The organism is Rhizobium sp. WYCCWR 11152, from assembly GCF_013087615.1.
Taxonomy (GTDB): Bacteria; Pseudomonadota; Alphaproteobacteria; order Rhizobiales; family Rhizobiaceae; genus Rhizobium; species Rhizobium indicum.
Map to the genome: position 1 here is coordinate 266,304 of NZ_JABFCP010000008.1, position 21,510 is coordinate 287,813.

Here is a 21,510-nt window from a genome sequence, read left to right on the forward strand (position 1 = left end):
ATGACGTTCGTTTTGAGAAGCGCGGCATCCGCATTGGCACTTTCCTGCGGCGTGGCAATGATGACTGCCGCACCCGCGCATGCTTATACACTGATGGACATGCTGCGCGGCGACAGGCAGCGGACGCAGAGCACCATCTTCATGGACCAGATGCCGCCTGGCCGTGTGGGTTCGCGCGGTGGCGTCGGTGGCTCGCTCGGCGGGCTCGATCCGGAAGCGCCGCTACCGAAGGTGAGCGGTCCACGTTATTATACCTACAAAACCGAGACGCTGCAGTTCGTCGATACCGGCAGGTTTGCCGATCCCGTCGTCACCGGCGCAGTCGCCGATGTTTCGGGCAGCGGTGATGCCAGCGCCGAGCCGGCCGTGCAGCGCCGTTTCCTGGCGCAGGCCAAGGTGCGCGCCAATGCCGACGTCGCAAAGGCGCTTGAAGCCTATTACGGCGACAGCCGCAATCCGCTCGTCTGGGTCGAAGGCAACCAGATCAACGACCGCGCCAAGTCGGCGATGCAGGTACTTGCCGATGCGTCCTTCGTTGGCCTCGACGCGGCGGATTACGCCGTCCAGACGCCTGATATCGACCCGGCCAATCCCGATCCCGCCTTCCGCGACCGGGCGCTGACACAGTTCGAGCTCGATCTCTCCGCCAAGGTGCTCGCCTTCGTGCAAGACACGGTGCGCGGCCGCATCGATCCGAACAAGATCTCCGGCTATCACGACTTCCAGCGCAAGGTGGTCAATCTGACCCCGGTGCTGAAGCTTGCCCGCCTGAGCCCAGATGTCGGCGCCTACATCGCCAGCCGCTCGCCTGATAGTCCGCAATTCCAGGCGCTGAAGGCGGAGCTTGCCAAGCTTCGTGCCGCCGACGGCGGCAATGAGGAGCGAATCGTCGTTTCGCTCGACAGGCTGCTGAGGCCTGGCGAAAGCTCGCCGGAGATCGCCAATATCGTCAAGGCGATCGGCAAGCACGGTTCCGAAACGCTGAGGACCGATCATGCGGCAACGCTTGCTGCTTACGCCGGCAGCATCGACTATTCGCCCGACATCGTTTCGCTGGTCGAGGATTTCCAGAAAGAGCGTGGGCTGAAGCCTGATGGCGTCATCGGCCAGGCGACGGTGCGCGCCATGACCGGCGGCGATACCAATGCCTCGAAGATCGACAAGCTCGTCGTCGCCATGGAGCAGGCGCGCTGGTTGCCGGAGGATCTCGGTTCCCGTTACGTCATGATCAACCAGCCGGCCTACATGGTCTACTACCACAATGACGGCAAGGAACAGCTGTCGATGCGCGTGGTGGTCGGCGGCAAGAACAACCAAACCTATTTCTTCGACGACGAAATCGAGACGGTCGAGTTCAACCCTTTCTGGGGCGTGCCGCAGTCGATCATCATCAACGAGATGCTGCCGAAGCTGCGCTCGGATCCCAACTATCTCGACCAGCTCGGTTATGAGGTCGAAGTGAACGGCCACGCCGTCGCCTCGTCCAGCGTCGACTGGTACGGCTCGACCAATAATGTTTCGGTGCGCCAGCCGCCAAGCAGCGACAATGCGCTCGGCGAACTGAAGATCCTGTTCCCGAACAGCCACGCGATCTACATGCACGACACGCCGTCGAAGAGCTTCTTCAAGCGCGACATGCGGGCGCTGAGCCACGGTTGCGTACGCCTTGCCGATCCGCGGGCGATGGCGGCCGCCGTGCTTGGCACGACGGTCGACGACGTCGCCAAGCAGATCGCCAGCGGGCAGAACCATGCGGTGCGCGTGCCGCAGAAGATCCCGGTCTACGTCTCCTACTTCACCGCCTGGCCGAACAAGGACGGCGTGGTGGAGTATTTCGACGACGTCTATGGCCGCGACGCCTACGTCGACAAGGCTTTTGATGCGACGAGCAAGGCGCGTGGGGCGCAGATCTGATATCGGATTTGATGGTTTATGCGAACGGGCGGTCTTCGGGCCGCCCGGTTTGTTTTTGCAGCGAGCACGGAATGGGAACAAAGTGGAGAGGGCTTGCCGCGTGGCACCCAGCGGAAGTCGGGGACGGCTGGGACTCAGACCGCAACCTTCTCCGCGAAGTCGCGGATCAGCCTCTCCACCAGCTCCGGTGTCAACTCATCGAAATGGGTGATGATAACATCCGGATCGAGGCTCGAAACCGGCACATCGGAATAACCGAAAGGCACGGCGATCGACGGTACGCCGGCGTTCCTCGCCACGGCGATGTCGTTGATGCTGTCGCCAATCATCACGGTGCGGGCGATGTCGCCGCCGGCGCGTTCGATGGTGCCGGTGAGGTGGCGGGCGTCGGGCTTGCGGTATTCGAAGCTGTCGCCGCCGGTGATGGCGTCGAAATATCGGGTGAGGTGGAGCTTGTCGAGCAGGCCGAGTGCCAGGCTCTCCATCTTGTTGGTGCAGACGGCGAGGCGGTAACCCTGAGATTTCAGCCGGTCCATCGCGGCGACCAGACCCGGATAGGGTTCGGTACGGCCGGGCATGTTGCCGGCATAGTGGGCAACGAAACGCTCGACCAGCAGCGGCAGGGCGTCGCTTTCGAGCGGATGGCCGCGCAGCCGGCAGGCGCGCTCGATCATGACGCGCGCACCCTGGCCGACGAGGTGGGTGAGGTCGTCGTAGCTGACCGGTTCGAGGTCGAGGGCGGCGATCGTATGGTTCAGGCTCTCGACCAGATCCACATGGGTATCGAGAAGGGTGCCGTCGAGATCGAAGACGACGAGCGCCGGGCGAGCGGGAACAGGGGTCAAGGGCATGTCTCTTTGAGCGATGGTCGTCTTGAGGAGCGATGGATCGTCCAAGGGAACGATGGATCGTCCCTGAGGTAGGCGATCATGCGGCGGAAAGCAACGTCCGACGATGGCCGGGAAGGCTGCAGGCCTCTGTTTCGGCTTTTCATTTTCCGTGATGATTTTGACTTTCGTTTGCCAGGCGAGCCGTGTAAACAGCACATCCAACGCAATATCAGGAGCTGGCGGCGCATGGATGCCCGCGAAATGAAGATCAAAGCCGCCGAGGCCGCACTCGCCCATGTGGAAAGCGGGATGCGTCTCGGGATCGGCACCGGCAGCACGGCGGAAGAATTCGTTCGCCTGCTGGCGGAGAAGGTCGCGGGCGGCTTCAGGGTCGAAGGCGTTCCGACGTCCGAACGAACCGCGCGGCTCTGCGTCGAACTCGGCGTCCCGCTGAAGTCGCTCGACGAACTGCCGGCACTCGACCTGACGATCGATGGCGCCGACGAGGTCGATCAGGCGCTCAGGCTGATCAAGGGCGGCGGCGGCGCGCTGTTGCGCGAAAAGATCGTCGCGGCGGCCTCCGAGCGAATGATCGTCATTGCCGACGAGAGCAAGCTGGTCGAAACGCTCGGCGCCTTCGCGCTGCCGATCGAGGTCAATCCGTTCGGGCTCGTCTCGACGCGGATCGCGATCGAAAAGGTCGCCGCCCGGCTTGGTCTTTCCGGTGAACTCGACCTGCGCCAGTCGGGTGACGGAGAGTTTACCACGGATGGCGGCCATCACATCATCGATGCATCTTTTGGCCGCATTCCTGATGCAGAGGCGCTTTCGAGCGAGCTGAATTCCATACCCGGCGTCGTTGAACACGGGCTCTTTATCAATATGGCGGCACTTGCGATCATTGCCGGTCCTGCGGGTGCGCGCACGCTGCAGGCAAACAGATAACAGGAGCATATACTCATGATGAACATTGCAGGTCTTGGCCGTCTCGCCGCTGCGACCGTCGTTCTTTCCGGGCTTGCCTTCGGCTCCGCCGTCAAGGCGCAGGAAGTCTCCGAGGAGCAGCTGAAGGCGTCTCGCGCGGCGATCGACGCCATCGGCGCCACTGCCCAGTTCGACAACATCCTGCCCGGTCTCGCCGAGCGTCTGAAGGCCGGCTTGATCCAGGATTCGCCGAACTACCAGGACATCATTTCGTCGACGGTCGATGCGCAGGCGCTGGCGCTGGCGCCGCGCCGCGGCGATCTGGAGAAGGAGGCGGCACTCACCTATGCCAAGACCTTCTCCGTCGACGAGCTGAAGGCGATCGCCGACTTCTATAATTCCGACGTTGGCAAGAAGCTGCTACGCGATGGCCCGGTCGCCTCGCGCGAGACGGCGAAGGCTGCCGACATCTGGGCGCAGGGCATTTCCCGCGACCTGGAAAAGCAGAGCAACGCCGAGCTTTCCAAGGTCATCAAGGCACCGCCGCCGGCAACCGACAGCCCGACCGCTCCGGCTCCGGCACCGGCTGCCCAGCAGTAAGGGCTGCCCCTCAAATTTGCGAAAGCCCGGCATCGTCCGGGCTTTTTTGCTATGATGCGGCAAATGCCGCCGGCGAGGTTTCAGGTGACTGCAGATGTCCGATCATGACAAGGCTGTCCGAGTTCGGATATCCGGCAAGGTCCAGGGTGTCGGTTTTCGCATGTGGACGCGTGATGAGGCGGTACGGCTCGGTTTGACGGGCTGGGTTCGCAATGAAGAGGACGGGGCCGTCGTCGCTGTGATCGCAGGACCCGACAGCGCCATCTCGACGATGATCGAGCGTTTTAGGCGCGGGCCTTCGGGGGCGTCGGTTTTGGGCGTCGAGACGGAAGCAGCCCAGCTTGAAAAGAATCCGACGGATTTCCGCATTACCCGCTGACAGCAGTCATCGCTAGGCAGATGCAATTGGCATCGCATATGCGCCGGAACTCAGCCCTATGGGTTCGGGTTCTTTGCAAGTTGCCATTCACCCGTCTCATCCGGCTCTACGCGCTTGTTGCCACGATAGAAGATCGGCAGTCTCGTCTTTTTGTCGATCGAGAAGCGGCTCGGGGTATATTTTTCATGCTCGTGGCCCTGAATGGCGAGGCCGAGCGCTTCCTTGAATTTGCCAGCCTTGCACAGGTTGCTGAAGAGAGTTTGATCCATCTTTTGCTCCGCCATTCTTTTCCATCCCATGGATTGCCTGCCAGCCTCGGCCGACCGGGTCAACCGTAAACGGTGACTGGTCAACCGAAGACGGTGACTGGGCTGAGCCCTTTACAATGAAGATTCGGCGATGGGAACCGGATGACGCAGGAGCGGGCTTTTGTTTTCATGACGATCGCCCCTATATCAGGAACATCCTTCCTGCGATTCCCTTCCGGAGCTCCTCATGTCTTCCTACGACTACGACCTCTTCGTCATCGGCGGCGGTTCCGGAGGCGTGCGCGGCGCCCGTGTCGCCGCATCGCTCGGCAAGAAAGTGGCGATCGCCGAGGAGTATCGCTACGGCGGCACCTGCGTCATCCGCGGCTGCGTGCCGAAAAAGCTCTTCGTTTATGCTTCGCAGTTCCACGAGCATTTCGAGGATGCGGCGGGTTTCGGCTGGACGGTCGGCGAAAGCAGTTTCGACTGGAAGAAGCTGGTGGCAGCCAAGGATGTTGAAATCGCCCGTTTGGAAGGCCTCTACAAGAAAGGTCTCGCCGGCGCCAATGCCGAGATCCTGGAAACGCGCGCGGAACTCGTCGATGCCCATACGGTCCGGCTGCTGAAGACCGGACAGACGGTCACGGCAAAGACGATCGTCATCGCCACCGGCGGACGGCCGAACCCGCATGCAGCGCTTCCCGGTCACGACCTCTGCATTTCCTCCAACGAGGCCTTTCATCTCGAAGAGCTGCCGAAATCGATCGTGATATCAGGCGGCGGCTATATCGCCGTCGAGTTCGCCAATATCTTCCATGGTCTCGGAGTCGAGACGACGCTGATCTATCGCGGTGCCGAGATCCTGTCGCGCTTCGACGAAGATCTGAGGCGTGGGCTGCATGAGGCGATGGCCGCCAAGGGCATCCGCATCCTCTGCCACGACACGCTGCAGAAGGTTTCGAAAGGTGAGGACGGGCTCATTCTGGAGACGCTGAACAACGGCACGCTGCAAGCCGGCGTCGTCATGCTGGCGCTCGGGCGCGATCCGAACACCGAAGGCCTCGGCCTCGAGGCGGCCGGTGTCGCCGTCGACGAGCGCGGCGCCGTTATTGTCGACGAATATTCCCGCACCAATGTCGAAAACATCTATGCGCTTGGCGATGTCACCAACCGGGTACAACTGACGCCGGTGGCGATCCACGAGGCGATGTGCTTCATCGAGACCGAGTACAAGAACAATCCGACCCGGCCGGACTACGAACTGATCCCGACCGCCGTCTTCTCGCAGCCCGAGATCGGCACTGTCGGGCTTTCAGAAGAGGAGGCGGGCAAGCGTTATTCCGAACTCGAGGTTTACCGCGCCCAGTTTCGACCGCTGAAGGCCACGCTTTCCGGGCGGGCCGAGCGGATGATCATGAAGCTGATCGTCGATGCGGCGAGCCGCAAGGTGGTCGGCGCCCATATCCTCGGCCACGATGCCGGCGAGATGGCGCAACTGCTCGGCATCACGTTGAGGGCCGGCTGCACCAAGGACGATTTCGACCGGACGATGGCGCTGCACCCGACGGCGGCCGAAGAGCTCGTCACCATGTATGCGCCGAGCTATCGGATCCGCGACGGCAAGCGGATTTGAGCCACGACGTGCTTTTGCCCTGCATGTCGTTGACCCGGAACCGCTGCACACTTCCGGGCGACATGCATTAGAACGCCGTGCGTCCTTTCGGACGCACAAAGGACGCTCTAACTCTTTGAACTACGTATCGTGCTTTCCGAAAATCGATTCCGATTTTCGGGCCGATGCGCTAGCTGGTGATGCGCGGCGAGCGGATGACCTTCAGGAAAAGTGCTTTCATCGCATCGGCGATACCTTGGGTCGGCGTCACCTCGAAATAGAGGCCGGGCGAAGCGCATGCCTGCATCTTCGTCGGAATCTCGCTCTGGAAGGGGCTGATCCATTTGTTGTACCAATCGTTGCTCGGCAGCGGCAGGTAGGTTGTGTAGAGCACGGCGATCTTGACACCGCGATCCTTCAGCGGCTTGCAGAAGGAGGTGTCGATCGGTTCCTGACAGCGGCCGCCGGTCGTCTTCTTGGTGCATGTCGACGGCTTGTAGCTGTCGCCGACGCCATCGGAAACGAAGAACAGGATCTTTTCGGGGCTGATATTCGACGTGCCGTCGCCGGCCGGATCGATGATGGTATTCATCTGCGTCAGGGCGCTATCGAAGCTCGTGAGCTGATCCTGGTTGTAATTCTGGTAGGGAATGGTCATCAGGTCGACCGTGTCGGTGTAATTCTTCACCTTCGTCAGGTCGGAGGTGGGGCTGGAGATCGTCGTCAGCTTTGCGTCCTCGGCTTTGGTGCCGAAAGTATAGACGCCCATGCGGAACTGGTCGCTGCTGACGCGCTCGGTCTTGGCCGTATCGGTCAGCGCCTGGGTTGCCTGGCGCACCACGTCGATGCGCATAGCGACGCCGAGGCTCTTGGCGATGGTGTAGTTGTTGGTGCTCTGGTCCATCTGATGGCAGGCGAAGGCGCAGCCTGTTTTGGCCTGCAGCTTGGAAACATCATTCGCGGTTGCGCCGACGCCCATGGAAGGCGTGTTGTCGAGCAGGATGTAGAAATCCATGAAGGCGGCGGTTTGATATTCGGCAGTTGCCGCGCCCGATATCGTGATCGAGTCCCGGCCCAGGATGCGCATGAAGGTGGTGGGCACGGTCGCGCTGAAGGAAACCTGCGAATTCAGCTTGTTGGCGGTCTTGGTGACATTAATGCCGAGATCAATATGAACGTCGGTCAGCTCCCCGGACATTTGAGACATGAAAATATTGCGGGCGTCGTCCTTGCCGAGCGAGATCGTGCCGTTGCCGCTCATGGTCATGGCGGCTGCGACCGCGCCGGATTTTTCCGCGATCGAACCGACGGCGGCGGCATCGGCAGCGGCGTAGAGCTGTGTCCTCAAGCTGAGCGCGTGGGCGAAATCCACCGCCATGCCGGCCGCACCGAAGAGCGGCACCACCAGCAGTGCCGTCATGATGCCGAAATTGCCCGAGCGGTCCGATATGAAGCCGGGCGGAAGGATTGTCATGCCATGTCCCCGAAATTGAAACTCTCTCCGGTTCTACATTGAAAGTCTAAAATATGGGAAAATCGACATGGTATATGCTGGTTTAACCAGAGCAGGGCCGGCGGCGAGGCGACAACTGTCGGCGAATGGTCTTTGCAAGCCTGACCTAAAGGTCTATAAGCCGCCGCATATTGAGGGCATCCTGAGGTATGGATGTGAGAACAGGTGAGTGAGATGGCAGACAATTGGACCCCGAGCAGCTGGCGGCAAAAACCGATCCTGCAGGTTCCCGAATATCCCGACGCAGCCGCTTTGGCGGCAACGGAAGCCACGCTCGCCAGCTATCCGCCGCTTGTCTTTGCAGGTGAAGCGCGCCGCCTGAAGAAGCATCTCGCCAATGTCGCCGAAGGCAACGGCTTCCTGCTGCAGGGCGGCGACTGCGCCGAGAGCTTCGCCGAACACGGCGCCGACAATATCCGCGACTTCTTCCGCGCCTTCCTGCAGATGGCCGTGGTGCTGACCTTCGGTGCGCAGCTGCCGGTCGTCAAGGTCGGCCGCATCGCCGGCCAGTTCGCCAAGCCGCGTTCGTCGAATGTCGAGAAGCAGGGCGACGTGACGCTGCCGGCCTATCGCGGCGACATCATCAACGGCATCGAGTTCACCGAGGAGTCGCGCATTCCGAATCCGGAACGCCAGGCCATGGCCTACCGCCAGTCGGCTGCGACGCTGAACCTGCTGCGCGCCTTTGCGATGGGCGGTTACGCCAATCTCGAAAACGTGCATCAGTGGATGCTCGGCTTCGTCAAGGACAGCCCGCAGGGCGAGCGCTACCGCAAGCTTGCCGACCGGATCAGCGAAACCATGGATTTCATGAAGGCGATCGGCATCACCTCGGAAAACCATCCGAGCCTGCGCGAGACCGATTTCTTCACTAGCCATGAGGCGCTGCTGCTCGGTTACGAGGAGGCGCTGACCCGCGTCGATTCCACCTCGGGCGACTGGTATGCAACGTCAGGCCACATGATCTGGATCGGCGACCGTACGCGCCAGGCCGACCATGCGCATGTCGAATATTGCCGCGGCATCAAGAACCCGATCGGCCTGAAATGTGGTCCGTCGCTGCAGGCCGACGACCTGCTGCAACTGATCGACATCCTGAACCCGGCCAACGAAGCCGGGCGCCTGACGCTGATCTGCCGCTTCGGCCATGAGAAGGTCGCCGACAGCCTGCCGAAGCTCATTCGCGCCGTTGAGCGCGAGGGCCGCAAGGTCGTCTGGTCCTGCGATCCAATGCACGGAAACACGATCACGCTCAACAACTACAAGACCCGTCCCTTCGAGCGGATCCTGTCGGAAGTCGAAAGCTTCTTCCAGATCCACCGCGCCGAAGGTTCGCATCCGGGTGGCATCCATATCGAGATGACCGGCAAGGACGTGACCGAGTGCACCGGCGGCGCCCGCGCGGTCTCCGCAGAAGACCTGCAGGACCGCTACCACACCCATTGCGATCCGCGCCTCAACGCCGACCAGGCGCTCGAGCTCGCCTTCCTGCTTGCCGAGCGCATGAAGGGCGGCCGCGACGAAAAGCGGATGGTCGCCAACGGTTGAGATTAGGCCAAAACAGATGATAAAAGCCCGGTTCCGCCGGGCTTTTTGTTGACTGGCCTTGCCCTTCACTCGGCGTCATATGCTGCACTCAGATGCTGGCCTGGACGCTGTGCAGATTGGCGTAGACGCCGTCTTGCGCCATGAGCTCGTCATGTGTGCCCTGTTCGACGATACCATCAGCCGTCAGGACCAGGATGCGGTCGGCATGGCGGACGGTCGACAGACGGTGGGCGATGACCAGGGTGGTTCGGCCGTTCGCCAGGCTGAGCAGCGCCTGCTGCACCGCCCGTTCGCTCTCGTTATCGAGCGCGCTGGTCGCCTCATCGAAGATCAGGATCTCCGGATTCTTGAGGAAGGCGCGGGCGATGGTGATGCGCTGGCGTTGGCCGCCCGAGAGTTTGACGCCGCGTTGGCCGATATCGGTGTCATAGCCATGGGGCAGGGCGATGATGAAGTCGTGCGCATTGGCGGCGCGCGCGGCGGCCTCCAGCTCGGCATCGCTGGCGTCGGGCCGGCCATAACGCAGGTTTTCCGCCACCGTGCCGGCAAACAGGTAGACATCCTGCTGCACCACCCCGACATGGCGCCGGAGCGAGGCCAGCGTCACATCGCGGATGTCGATGCCATCGATCTGGATTGCCCCGGCCTCGACATCGTAGAAACGCGGTATCAGCGCGCAAAGCGTGCTCTTGCCGACCCCTGACGGGCCGACCAGGGCGACGAACTCCCCGGGGGCGATGGTGAGCGACAGCTGCTCGAGCACCCGCGGGCCATCGGCCTCGTAACCGAAGGCGACGTTGGAAAAACTGATCTCGCCCCGTGGCGCCGGCATCGGCCGCGCTTCCGGCCGATCGGTGATGTCAGGGGCAATCTCCAGGATCTCCATGGCCCTGACGAAGCCGGTGTAACCCTCCTGCCAGAGGCGCACGAAATTCGCCAGCCGCTGCACAGGATCGACCAGCACGGCGACGCAGAGCAGGAAGGTCAGCATATCAGGCACGGTCAGCTCCGCTGCCAGGATGCGCAGGCCGCCGACGATAATCACCAATATGGTGACGAGCTGGGCGAAGGTTTCGGTGCCGACCGAAAACCAGGCCTCGCTGCGGTAGCCCTCGGCGCGGCTTTGCAGGAAACGCCGGTTCTGTTCGGCAAAGCGTTCCTTCTCCAGCGCCTCGTTGGCAAAGGACTGGACGACGCGGATGCCAGCAAGAGCGTCCTCGACGCGTTCGTTGACGGCGGCGATCTGGCGTTTGCTGGCTTCGAGCGCGCGGTTCATGCGGCGGTTGAAATAGAGCGCATAGGCGACCGCCACCGGGGTGAGCAGCAGGATCAGGGCTGCCAATGGCGGATCGATGAAGAACAGCACCAGTATGGCGCCGCCGTATTTGAGTACGGCGATGGAAAGATCCTCGGGGCCATGATGAAAGAGTTCGCCCAGCCACAGGCTGTCATTGGTGATGCGGCTCATCAGCTGGCCGGTGCGCTGGCGGTCGTAGAAGCTGAACGAGAGCTTCTGGCAATGCTCGAAGAGTTCCTGCCGCACCGTCGCTTCGATGCGCGCGCCCATCACGTGGCCGCGATAATCGACGAAGAAGATGGCGACGATCTGGACCGCCAGAACGGCCAGCATAATGCCGCCCATTGCCAGGATCTGTGCGAAGGCCTGCGGCGCGTCGGGCAGAGCCAGAAGCCTGCTGGTAACGATATTGGCGCAGAGCGGCAAGGCGACCGCGGTGCCGGCGACCAGGATGGCGCAAAGCAGGTCCGCCAGCAGCAAAGGCAGATGCGGGCGGTAGTAGGAGAGGAATTTGCGCATACGCGACCAACGCCGCTCGCGGTCGGCGGCATTCGCATCGTCGCGGAAGAATTTCAGGAAGAGGTTATGGCGTCGCGAGCTTTTCCTCGCGCGGGAGAACGAAATGTTCATGAAGCTGAATGTCCTTGTGGGGGATTTTTCCTTTCTGTTCGGACAGGGTCGCTCTCATGTCAGTCTCCCGGGGGTCGAATGAATTGGACCTTAAGTATTGCCGACAACAGCCGGCGATTCAATGCCGGGATGAGATGGGGTTGGCGGCTGTTGTCGTCGAGCAACAGGTGCTCGAGCCGACCAAGCATGCATAAGGCCGGCAATTTTCAAAATTTCTGATGCTTCCGTTGAGCGGAATGGATTTGACGCCGGGGGCGATCAGCGGCAACGTCCCGTCATAAACGGGAGGGCGATGATGACCGAACGGCATACAGGCGGCTGCCTTTGCGGCGCTGTGCGATTTTCAACGACGGCGAAGCCAGGACCTGTCGTCGGCTGCCATTGCTCGCAGTGCCGCCGGCAGACGGGGTTTTACTACGCCGCGGTCAACGTGGCCCGCTTGGCTCTTTCGATTGATGGCACTGAGGCGGTGCGCTGGTACCGGTCGAGCGAGGAGGCGCAGCGCGGCTTCTGCTCGAATTGCGGCTCCGCACTGTTCTGGCAGGCGGACGGATCGGCGGAGATTTCGGTGATGGCCGGCGCCTTCGATACGCCGAGCGGCCTTGCCTTCGGCCATCATATCTACTGTGCCGACCAGGGCGATTTCTACGAGATAACGGACGGCTTGCCGCAATATGCGGTGAATCCGGTTTAGCCCTTGGCGGCAAGCGCAGCTGTGAGACGGGCCACATCCTCGCGCAGCGCCGTCAGCTCGGTCAGCACGCTCATGTCGATCTTCTGGTGCAGGGAGAGCACCTCAAGCTCGGCCTTGAGATTGACCTCATAATCCTTGGCGGCCTCGAAGCGGTCGCGCTCGGCCTGCCGGTTCTGCGACATCATGATGATCGGCGCCTGGATGGCGGCGATCATCGACAGGATCAGATTCAGAAAAATGAAGGGGTATGGGTCGAAGGGATTCGCCACCAGACCGATGGTGTTCATCAGTGTCCAGACGGCGAGAAAGGCGAGGAAGGCGAGTATGAAGGACCACGAGCCGCCGACGCGGGCGATGCCATCGGCGATACGCTCGCCGAAGGATGACTCGGCGGATAAGGCGGCATTGACGTCGGTCGAGATGACCTTGCGTTGGTGCGCTTTCGCCAGCACGCGCTTTTCGACGTCGCCGAGCTCGTCGGCCGGTTTGTCGAAATGATGGTGCACGAAGTCCGAAAGATTAGACATTGCCTGTTTCCGATACCGGTTATCGATGCGGTCGCTTTCGGCGCCAGTATTCCGCTCCGGAGGCAAATTGCAATGCGTATCGGTGCCGCGCGGAGCCACGCGTGATCCGTTCATAAAAATTTCGTCGTCGGGAGGTGCCGCTTTCGGCTCGAACGTGTTGCGGTCGTGAAAGGTGCAGGCTAAATAAATGACATGACACAGGAAAACGCCCTTTCTGATATCTTCCGCATCGCCATTGGCCAGCTCAACCCGACGGTCGGCGATGTCGCCGGCAATCTCGCCAAGGCGCGCGAGGCGCGTATTGACGCGGGACGGGAGGGCGCGCATCTGCTCGTCCTGACCGAGCTTTTCATCTCCGGCTATCCGCCGGAGGACCTGGTGTTGAAGCCAGCCTTCATCCGCGCCTGCTGGAAGGCGGTCGAGAATCTCGCGGCCGATACCGCCGATGGCGGGCCGGGCGTCATCATCGGCTTTCCCCGGCAGGACGAGACCGGGCGCTATAATTCCGTCGCCGTGCTCGACGGCGGCAAGGTGATTGCGGTGCGCGACAAGATCGACCTGCCGAATTACGGCGAGTTCGACGAGAAGCGCGTCTTCGACCAGGGCGCCATGCCGGGCCCGGTGAATTTCCGCGGCGTGCGCATAGGCATTCCGATCTGTGAGGATATCTGGGGCGATCTCGGCGTCTGCGAGACGCTGGCCGAAAGCGGGGCGGAAATCCTGCTGTCGCCGAACGGTTCGCCCTATTATCGCGGCAAGGTCGATATCCGCCATCAGGTGGTGCTGAAGCAGGTGATCGAGACCGGCCTGCCGCTGATCTATGCCGCCCAGCTCGGCGGCCAGGACGAACTCGTCTTCGACGGTGCGAGTTTCGGCTTCAATGCCGACAAGTCGCTCGCCTTTCAGATGAGCCAGTTCGAAACGGCGCTGGCGGTCACGACGTGGAAGCGCGGCGACGGCGGCTGGCATTGCGCCGAAGGGCCGATGGCGCATATCCCTGAAAGCGAAGAGGCCGATTACCGCGCCTGCCTGCTCGGCTTTCGCGACTACGTCAACAAGAACGGCTTTAAAACTGTGGTGCTCGGCCTTTCCGGCGGCATCGATTCTGCGATCTGTGCGGCAATCGCTGTCGATGCGCTCGGCGAGGAGCGGGTGCGCACCGTCATGCTTCCCTACCGCTATACCTCCGAGGATTCGCTGAAGGATGCGGCCGATTGCGCCAAGGCGCTCGGCTGCCGCTACGATATCGTGCCGATCGAACTGCCGGTAACGGGTTTCAGCAGCGCGCTCGCCAGCCTTTTCGAAGGCACGGATAGCGGCATCACCGAGGAGAACCTGCAGAGCCGGGCGCGCGGCGTCATCCTGATGGCGATCTCCAACAAGTTTGGCTCAATGGTGGTGACGACGGGCAACAAGTCGGAAATGTCGGTCGGTTATGCCACGCTCTACGGCGACATGAACGGCGGCTTCAATCCGATCAAGGACCTCTACAAGATGCAGGTCTATGCGATTTCCCGCTGGCGCAACGAAAACGTGCCGCCGGGTGCGCTGGGACCGTCGGGCGAGGTGATCCCGCAGAATATCATCGACAAGGCGCCGTCGGCCGAGCTTCGTCCCGACCAGAAGGACCAGGATTCGCTGCCACCCTATCCCGTTCTCGACGATATTCTCGAATGCCTGGTGGAAAAGGAAATGGCGGTCGAGGAGATCGTCGGGCGCGGCCATGATGTTGCGACCGTTCACCGGGTCGAGCATCTGCTCTATCTCGCCGAATATAAGCGCCGGCAATCGGCGCCCGGCGTGAAGATCACCAAAAAGAACTTCGGCCGCGACCGGCGCTATCCGATCACCAACCGGTTCAGGGACCGCTGACGCAATCGAGATCGCTGACGCAATCGAGATCGCTGACGGCATCAAGCTTTTCGGGAGGAAACATGCGCAGCTCAGTTGAGATCTACAATGTCAGGACGGGCAGGGCCCGCGAGGTCTGGCAGACGGACAGGCTGGTGGAGGCACCGAACTTCTCGCCTGATGGTTCCACCCTGCTCTTGAACGGCGACGGGCTGCTTTACCGGTTGCCGCTCGACGGCGGCGAGGTGGTCACGGTCGATACCGGCTTTGCCGTCAACTGCAACAATGATCACGGCATTTCGCCCGATGGCACTGAGATCGTCATTTCCGACAAGACCGAATTCGGCAAGTCGGCGATCTATATCCTGCCGATCGAAGGCGGCACGCCGCGGCTGATCACCGAGAACCTGCCATCCTACTGGCATGGCTGGTCGCCGGACGGGCGCCAGCTCGCCTATTGCGGCATCCGCGACGACCTCTTCGATATCTACACCATTTCCGTCGACGGCGGCGCCGAGACGCGGCTGACGCATGGCGAGGGCCGCAATGACGGACCGGACTATTCCTCCGACGGCCAATGGATCTATTTCAATTCCAGCCGCACCGGGCTGATGCAGATCTGGCGCATCCATCCCGATGGCACCGGGCTCGAACAGGTGACCTCGGACAATCAGGGCAACTGGTTCGCCCATCCGTCGCCCAACAACGACATGGTGCTGCTCCTGTCTTACGACCCGTCCGTTTTCGACCATCCGCGCGATCTCGACGTGCGGCTGCGGCTGATGGACATGGACGGCGGCAATCTGAAGACGCTGTTCGAGCTTTTCGGGGGGCAGGGCACGATCAACGTGCCCTGCTGGTCTCCTGACGGCGAAGAATTCGCCTATGTCCGCTATTTCCCGGCGGCTTAAGTGCGGGTCTGGCGGCGCTCGCGGGCGGATTTTGCCAGGTCTTCCAGCACCGCAACCGACATGTCCCAGTCGATGCAGCCGTCGGTGATGGACTGGCCGTAAACCAGCGGCTTGCCGGGAACGAGGTCCTGGCGGCCGGCGACGAGGTTGCTTTCGATCATCATGCCCTTGATGTCGTTGTTGCCGGCGGCAATCTGCGCGGCCACGGATTTGACGACAAGCGGCTGGTTCATTGGGTCCTTGCCGCTGTTGGCATGGCTGGCATCGATGAGGATGCGCGGGGCGACGCCGAGCTTGACGGCTTCGCCGGTGACCGCTTCGACGTCGGCCGCTTCATAGTTCGGCCGCTTGCCGCCGCGTAAGATGATGTGGCAGTCCTCATTGCCCGTCGTCGAGGCGATGGCCGCCTGGCCGTCCTTGGTCACAGCTGGGAAGTGATGCGGCTGTGAGGCTGCAAGGATGGCATCCAGCGCCACACGTGCACCGCCGTCGGTGCCGTTCTTGAAGCCGATCGGGCAGGAAAGGCCGGAGGCAAGCTGCCGGTGCACCTGGCTTTCGGTCGTGCGTGCGCCGATCGCGCCCCAACTGACGAGGTCGGCGATGTATTGTGGTGTGATCGTGTCGAGGAATTCGACGCCAGCCGGAAGACCTATTGCATTGATATCGAGCAGCAGCCGTCGCGCAATCCTCAACCCTTCCTCGATGCGGTAGCTGCCGTCGAGATGCGGGTCGTTGATCAGGCCCTTCCAGCCGACGGTCGTGCGGGGCTTTTCGAAGTAGACGCGCATGATGATCTCGAGATCGCCGGCAAAGCGCCGCCGCTGTTCCTCGAGCCGCGCGGCATATTCCCGGGCGGCAACCGGATCGTGGATGGAGCAGGGGCCGATCACGACAATCAGGCGATCGTCTTCGCCACGGAGAATCTTGTGGATCGCATCGCGGTTGCTGGTCACGGTCTCGGTGACGGCAGTATCGCGGTGAATTTCTGCGAGGATATCGGCGGGTTTGGTGAGGGGCGTGATCTCGAGGATACGTAGATCATCAATGGCATCAGACACGGTATGGCTCCTGTTTGGTCATACCGTGCGGAACAAAAAAGCCGCCAGGTAGACTAGCGGCTGTTCGGGTTGTCGTCGCGTCGAATTCAGTTACGCATGGACCCGCATCCGCTGAGAGCAGCGGTACCAATAAAATCGCGAGGCGTTGATTGACGTGATCGACATGAGGCTGATGTAGCGTCACGCCCGCGCATTGTCACGCAGATTTTTCTGCCTAAACCGGACGCTCCTGGGGACAGCAACTGCTCTTGCGCGAGCTACACCCACCGGGGCAGGAAGCACGTCGCACTCGATCTCACTCGTGCGACGTGCTCAGGGTCTTTGAGATCAGAGGGCGTCGACGTTCACGCCGACGGTGATGGCACCGATCGGTGTTCCCGTGTCGTCTGATATCGTCACGCTTGCCTGCGACTGGAGCGTCTGGGTCGATTCATCTTTTTCGATCTCATCGACGAAGACGGCATCCTTGCCGGCGCCGAAGGACTTCTGGAACTTGGCCTCGTCGCCCTGCCAGTAGTCGGATGTGATGTCGCTTTGACCGACGTCCAGGCCCTTTGCATCCATGATGAAGATCTCGGTGATCTTGCCGCCGGAAGCCTCCTTCTTTCCCTGAAGGAATTTCGACAGGCCATTGTTGAGCACGCCGTCGATCATCGAGTGGTCGGAACCATCGACTTCGGCACGCCACTTCTTGTCGAGGGCGTCGACATCGGCTGCGCTGAGATTGGCGTTGGCAGCGTTCTGCGCCTTGACAGCCTCGATGATGGCGGGGTCGTTAAGCCAGGGCTTGACGTCGCTTGTCACGTAGTCGGAGATCGGGGCAAGCTTGGCATCCTGCGCCATGGATACGCCCATGGGCATGGCAAATGCGGTGCAGGCCAAAAGAAATGCGGGCACGATTTTCTTCATAAGTGTTTCCTTCCTGATTATAGGTTGCTGAGAACTAAGGTTTATCGGATGCTGACGACGTCAGAACTCCTCCCAGGCTCCGGGAGCAGCGGCAACGGCAGCATTTCCTGCATGCCGCTGCGCGAAGGCTCTCGGCTCGGGACGAGATTGGCGGGTGGGTTGAACGGCTTTGGGCGGGCTGGCCGCAGACGCGCCAACGATGAACCTGCCGGCCGAGTCCTGCAGCAGGCGTCCTTGCGACAGCAGTTCGTGGCAGGCCGCGTTGGTTTCCTCGACCATCGCCGCGTTCTGCTGTGTTGTCTGATCCATCTGGTTGATCGCGCTGTTGATTTCCTGCAGGCCTGTCGCCTGTTCGCGATAGGATTGGACGATGGAAGCGATGCTGTCGCTGATGCGGTTGATCTGCTCCTCGATCTTCAGCAGGGCATCGCCGGTCTGGTTCACCAGCCCGACGCCCGCGGCAACTTCCTGGCCGGATACGTTGATCAGGTTCTTGATTTCCTTGGCGGCATTTGCCGACCGCTGGGCGAGCTCACGCACTTCCTGCGCAACGACCGCAAAACCCTTGCCGGCCTCGCCGGCGCGCGCCGCCTCGACACCGGCGTTCAGCGCCAGCAGGTTCGTCTGGAAGGCGATTTCGTCGATGACGCCGATAATGCGGCCGATCTGGCTCGACGAGGTTTGAATCCGGTCCATCGCCCCGATCGCATCACGCACCACGGTCGCCGAGACATGGGCGCTGCGCTTTGTCTCCTCGACCAGCTGCCCGGCATTTTCGGCTCGCTGCGACGATGTTCTGACCGTTGTGGTCACCTCATCCAGTGCCGCAGCGGTCTGTTCCAATGCTGCTGCCTGTTGCTCGGTCCGCCTGGCGAGTTGATCCGCGGAGGTCGCCAGCTCGCTGGAGCCGGTTTCAACCGCCACGGAAGCGGTCTTGATCTCTGTTAGAGCGGCCGCGACCGCATTGACCATGTTGTTGAAATCCTGACGCAATTTATCGAATTCTGGACCGACGTCGGCCAGGTGTATCGAGAAGTCGCCGGCGGCGAGCCCTTCCAATGCATTTGCGAGAGCGTTCATGACCAGCCGTTGCGTGTTGCTGGCCTCTTCGGTCAACAATGCGTTGCGCGCCCGTTCGGCGTCGAGCGAAGCACTCTGCTCGGCAGCGGCCTGCTCTCTCTCGACCTTCGCAATCGCCTCGTGACGGAAAACCTCCAATGCACGCGCCAGAAAGCCGATCTCGTCGCCATTTTCCCTGTAGGTGACGGGAGAGACCAGATCGCCTTTCTGCAACGCGCTGATTCGTTCGCTGATTACCCTGATGGGCCGGCCGACTAGGCTGCGCATGGCGAGAAGGAAGGCAACGACGGCCATGGCGGTGATCGCGGACTGCGTGAGCAGCGAAATGAGAACTTTCTGCCTGACTTCGGAAGCGATTTTTTCGACGGACCAGTTCGTGACGATGTAACCGGTGGCCTTGCCCGACTTATCCAGCGGGAGCGGCGCGATGATCGTCACCACGCCGGCAGATATTCTACCGTCATCGATGGTCGTCTTTTCCGGTTTCGCGCCGAGGCTCTTCACCAGATCGGCTGGTGCCGGCAAACCACTGACGCCATCGCGCGCCCAGGTATCGACGGCGGCAGGTTCGGCGTTGAATGCGGCAAACTGCACAAGATCGAGCGAGGGGTCGTCGCGGTAGAGCGAATAAGCCTCGCGAACGGCGTTCGCCTTCCCCCATTTCACGCCGCCCGCGGCCAGAGAGGCAAACTGCTCCGCATCCTTGGACCAATTCGCCTTGGCGCCATCGATCAATGCCCGGGTTTCGTACATCCACGTATAGGTGGCGAAAGCGGAAATGCCGCAGAGGTTGACGGCAACGATAATCGCCGCCAGCTTGGCTGTCAGAGGCATCGTTTTCAAAAATTGGAACATTCCGCGGCGGCCTAGAATTGCGGCTCAGTCGGATATGTTCCCGACCGGCGTCTCAATACGGGCATCCGCGCTGACGGTCACATCACGAGCCCTCATGCCCATGTCCGGATTGCAACCCAAAACGCGCAAACGCAGTGTGTATTTGATATGTGAATAAATCATAAAGTGGAATGAGATGCTGGAACACACGCGTGTAGCTTTCGCCGGCGCCGAACCTTGCGAATCGGAGGAGGAGTGCTTCCTTCGCGCCAAGCAGATCTGTCTCGATCAGCTGTTTTCCGCCACGGCCTCTTCGGGCTCGGCGTGCCGGCGCTTGCGGCCGCGCGCCGTCAGTTCCGCGCCGGCATCATGCGGCAGGCGCAGGAAGGTGATGCAGGCCAGTGCCGAAATCGCCGAGACGCTGAAGAAGGCGATATGGAAATCAGAGACCAGCAGCCTGCCGTCGTGAAAGCTGCTCGAAATTTCGAGAATGCCGCCGGCGATCGCCACACCCATCGCCATGGAGATACGCTGGGCAACGGCATTGATCGCGGTTGCCTGGCTGCTGTCGGCGTCATCGACATCGCCGAAGGCCATGGCGTTGACGCCCGAGAAAGCCATGGAGCGGAACAGGCCGCCGATCAGCAGGCAGGCCATGATCAGGAACAGCGGCGTTTCGGCGGTGAAAAGGCCGTTGATGCCGAGGAAGATCGCCGCCAGCAAAGTGGTGATTGATATGACGGTGCGGAAGCCGAAGGCATTGAAGGTGCGCGAGGCGGCGAATTTCGAGCCCATGGAGCCGAGCGCGCTGACGAAGGTGACCGAGCCCGATTGCAGCGGCGTCAGGCCGAAGCCGAGCTGCAGCATCAATGGCATCAGGAACGGCAGGGCGCCGAGCCCCATGCGGAAATTCGAAGCGCCGAGGATCGCCGCCCGGAACATCGGGTAACGGAACATCTTCGGATCGAGAAGCGGATAGGGCACGCGGCGGGCATGCAGGAGGTAGAGGAGGCCGGCAAGAATGCCGATCGCAACCGTGACGTAACCGTAGATGACGGGCACGGCCGGCAGGCTGATGACCGACACGCCGAAAACGAAGCCGGAGAAGCCGATGCCGCAAAGGAAGAATCCGGGGAAGTCCATCGGCCGCGGACTGCGTGGCTCGACGGTCGGCAGGAAACGCGTGACGAGGATGATGCCGAGCACGCCGATCGGGACGTTGATCCAGAAGATCCAATGCCAGGTGAGATAGGTGGTGAGGAAACCGCCGATCGGCGGCCCCATGATCGGGCCAATCAAAGCGGGAATGGTAAGCCAGGCCATGGCATCGACGAGTTCGTGGCGCGGCGTTCCCCGGACCAGCAGCAGGCGGCTGACCGGCGTCATCATCGAGCCGCCGGCGCCCTGGATCAGGCGCGAGACGACGAAGGCCGTGATCGAGTTGGAAAAGGCGCAGGCGATCGAGCCGATCATGAAAACAAAGATCGCCATGCGGAAGATGTTGCGCGCACCGAACCGATCGGACATCCAGCCGCTGATCGGGATGAAGATCGCCAGCGCCACGAGATAGCTGGTGACGGCGAGCTTCAGCGCGATCGGCGAGGTGCCGATATCGGCGGCGATTGCCGGCAGGCTGGTGGCGATCACGGTCGAATCCATCTGTTCCATGAACAGGGCGACCGCAAGGATCATGGGTGTGAGGCGGGGCACGGGCAACCGAGATGCTGCGATGGACTGTCACAGTCCATACGCTTTCGGTGGTGATAAGGCCATAGAAACTGTCGGTGAAGGGGCTTGCCTAGCCGCTTCAAACCGACGCGGGTGGATGACGAAACGGGATCGTACGTCTTGTTTCCTTTTGTCCTCCCAAGGGTTTGATGTAGGAACTGAGGCTGCGGCTTGCGCTCTCTTCTCCCCAGCGGGGAGAAGGTGGCCCGAAGGGTCGGATGAGGGGGCTGCACGGCTGCCCTTCATCATTGCCCTTCGCTTACGCTCAGCGCATTCGCGGCTTTGCCGCTCACCCCCTCAACCGCCTGCCGGCACCTTTTCCCCGCTGGGGAGAAGAGATTCGTGGCACCGCAGCGCTCCCTTTTGCCGGCGGAAGAGAGGGACAGGCGGCACCGCGCGGCCTCCGGCTTGACTGCGACATCG

Annotated in this window: 18 protein-coding genes; 9 read left to right on the top strand and 9 right to left on the bottom strand. The window is 61.6% G+C overall.

Translation table 11 applies throughout. The annotated features are described in order from the left end of the window. Positions 1–1,914, top strand: coding sequence for a murein L,D-transpeptidase (locus tag G9X67_RS11175; RefSeq protein ID WP_171598700.1), 1,914 nt, complete (start codon positions 1–3; stop codon positions 1,912–1,914). A 134-nt stretch (positions 1,915–2,048) separates the two neighbouring features. On the opposite strand, the gene G9X67_RS11180 is transcribed toward G9X67_RS11175, so the two are convergent. Further along, on the bottom strand, positions 2,049–2,765 hold the full coding sequence (locus G9X67_RS11180; RefSeq protein ID WP_171598701.1) for an HAD family hydrolase: 717 nt from the start codon (positions 2,763–2,765) through the stop codon (positions 2,049–2,051). Positions 2,766–2,990: 225 nt separating this feature from the next. Between G9X67_RS11180 and rpiA the strand changes: the two genes are divergently transcribed. The 3 genes from rpiA (at position 2,991) to G9X67_RS11195 (ending at position 4,647) form a co-directional block, all read left to right on the top strand. Beyond that, a complete protein-coding gene (gene rpiA / locus G9X67_RS11185) occupies positions 2,991–3,689 on the top strand; it encodes a ribose-5-phosphate isomerase RpiA (protein ID WP_003540249.1) in 699 nt (232 codons plus the stop codon). Between the two features lie 15 nt (positions 3,690–3,704). Continuing rightward, the gene (locus tag G9X67_RS11190; protein ID WP_017960712.1) at positions 3,705–4,268 is read left to right on the top strand and encodes a DUF2059 domain-containing protein; all 564 of its coding nucleotides are present in this window, start codon (positions 3,705–3,707) and stop codon (positions 4,266–4,268) included. Positions 4,269–4,362: 94 nt separating this feature from the next. Continuing rightward, a complete protein-coding gene (locus G9X67_RS11195) occupies positions 4,363–4,647 on the top strand; it encodes an acylphosphatase (protein ID WP_171598702.1) in 285 nt (94 codons plus the stop codon). Positions 4,648–4,703: 56 nt separating this feature from the next. Here the strand turns inward: G9X67_RS11195 and G9X67_RS11200 are convergent, their stop codons facing one another. Next, positions 4,704–4,916: a hypothetical protein gene (locus G9X67_RS11200; protein WP_168310938.1), complete on the bottom strand. Its 213-nt coding sequence runs from the start codon at positions 4,914–4,916 to the stop codon at positions 4,704–4,706. Between the two features lie 226 nt (positions 4,917–5,142). Here G9X67_RS11200 and gor point away from each other — a divergent pair, with 226 nt between their 5' ends. Continuing rightward, positions 5,143–6,528 (top strand): glutathione-disulfide reductase, encoded by a 1,386-nt coding sequence (gene gor / locus G9X67_RS11205; RefSeq protein WP_171598703.1) that lies wholly within the window; start codon positions 5,143–5,145, stop codon positions 6,526–6,528. A 169-nt stretch (positions 6,529–6,697) separates the two neighbouring features. Here gor and G9X67_RS11210 read toward each other — a convergent pair whose 3' ends face one another. Further along, on the bottom strand, positions 6,698–7,981 hold the full coding sequence (locus G9X67_RS11210; protein WP_138329253.1) for a pilus assembly protein TadG-related protein: 1,284 nt from the start codon (positions 7,979–7,981) through the stop codon (positions 6,698–6,700). Positions 7,982–8,194: 213 nt separating this feature from the next. Here G9X67_RS11210 and G9X67_RS11215 point away from each other — a divergent pair, with 213 nt between their 5' ends. Continuing rightward, on the top strand, positions 8,195–9,568 hold the full coding sequence (locus G9X67_RS11215; RefSeq protein ID WP_029875504.1) for a 3-deoxy-7-phosphoheptulonate synthase class II: 1,374 nt from the start codon (positions 8,195–8,197) through the stop codon (positions 9,566–9,568). A gap of 88 nt (positions 9,569–9,656) precedes the next feature. Here the strand turns inward: G9X67_RS11215 and G9X67_RS11220 are convergent, their stop codons facing one another. Beyond that, positions 9,657–11,495: an ABC transporter ATP-binding protein gene (locus tag G9X67_RS11220; RefSeq protein WP_138329255.1), complete on the bottom strand. Its 1,839-nt coding sequence runs from the start codon at positions 11,493–11,495 to the stop codon at positions 9,657–9,659. Positions 11,496–11,790: 295 nt separating this feature from the next. On the opposite strand from G9X67_RS11220, the gene G9X67_RS11225 reads away from it, so the two are divergent. Further along, complete coding sequence (locus tag G9X67_RS11225; RefSeq protein WP_138329257.1) at positions 11,791–12,189, top strand: GFA family protein; 399 nt, start codon at positions 11,791–11,793, stop codon at positions 12,187–12,189. Here G9X67_RS11225 and G9X67_RS11230 read toward each other — a convergent pair. Then, complete coding sequence (locus tag G9X67_RS11230; protein WP_138329258.1) at positions 12,186–12,716, bottom strand: DUF1003 domain-containing protein; 531 nt, start codon at positions 12,714–12,716, stop codon at positions 12,186–12,188. The genes G9X67_RS11225 and G9X67_RS11230 overlap by 4 nt on opposite strands. Positions 12,717–12,908: 192 nt before the next feature. On the opposite strand from G9X67_RS11230, the gene G9X67_RS11235 reads away from it, so the two are divergent. Together G9X67_RS11235 and G9X67_RS11240 are read left to right on the top strand one after the other, a co-directional pair. Further along, entirely contained in the window at positions 12,909–14,588 is a 1,680-nt protein-coding gene (locus tag G9X67_RS11235; protein WP_138329259.1) for an NAD+ synthase, read from the top strand. A gap of 62 nt (positions 14,589–14,650) precedes the next feature. Next, positions 14,651–15,478, top strand: a complete 828-nt coding sequence (locus G9X67_RS11240; protein ID WP_138329260.1) for a TolB family protein — start codon at positions 14,651–14,653, stop codon at positions 15,476–15,478. On the opposite strand, the gene G9X67_RS11245 is transcribed toward G9X67_RS11240, so the two are convergent. The 4 genes from G9X67_RS11245 to G9X67_RS11260 all read right to left on the bottom strand — a co-directional run bounded on the left by G9X67_RS11245 (position 15,475) and on the right by G9X67_RS11260 (position 21,051). Next, positions 15,475–16,536, bottom strand: coding sequence for a 3-deoxy-7-phosphoheptulonate synthase (locus G9X67_RS11245; RefSeq protein ID WP_138329261.1), 1,062 nt, complete (start codon positions 16,534–16,536; stop codon positions 15,475–15,477). The genes G9X67_RS11240 and G9X67_RS11245 overlap by 4 nt on opposite strands. A gap of 327 nt (positions 16,537–16,863) precedes the next feature. Next, entirely contained in the window at positions 16,864–17,445 is a 582-nt protein-coding gene (locus tag G9X67_RS11250) for a hypothetical protein (protein ID WP_138329262.1), read from the bottom strand. Positions 17,446–17,505: 60 nt separating this feature from the next. Beyond that, positions 17,506–19,380 carry a HAMP domain-containing methyl-accepting chemotaxis protein gene (locus G9X67_RS11255; protein ID WP_138329263.1) on the bottom strand — a complete coding sequence of 625 codons (1,875 nt, stop codon included), beginning with the start codon at positions 19,378–19,380 and terminating at the stop codon, positions 17,506–17,508. A 267-nt stretch (positions 19,381–19,647) separates the two neighbouring features. Next, on the bottom strand, positions 19,648–21,051 hold the full coding sequence (locus tag G9X67_RS11260; RefSeq protein WP_138330031.1) for an MFS transporter: 1,404 nt from the start codon (positions 21,049–21,051) through the stop codon (positions 19,648–19,650). Positions 21,052–21,510 lie beyond the last annotated feature (459 nt).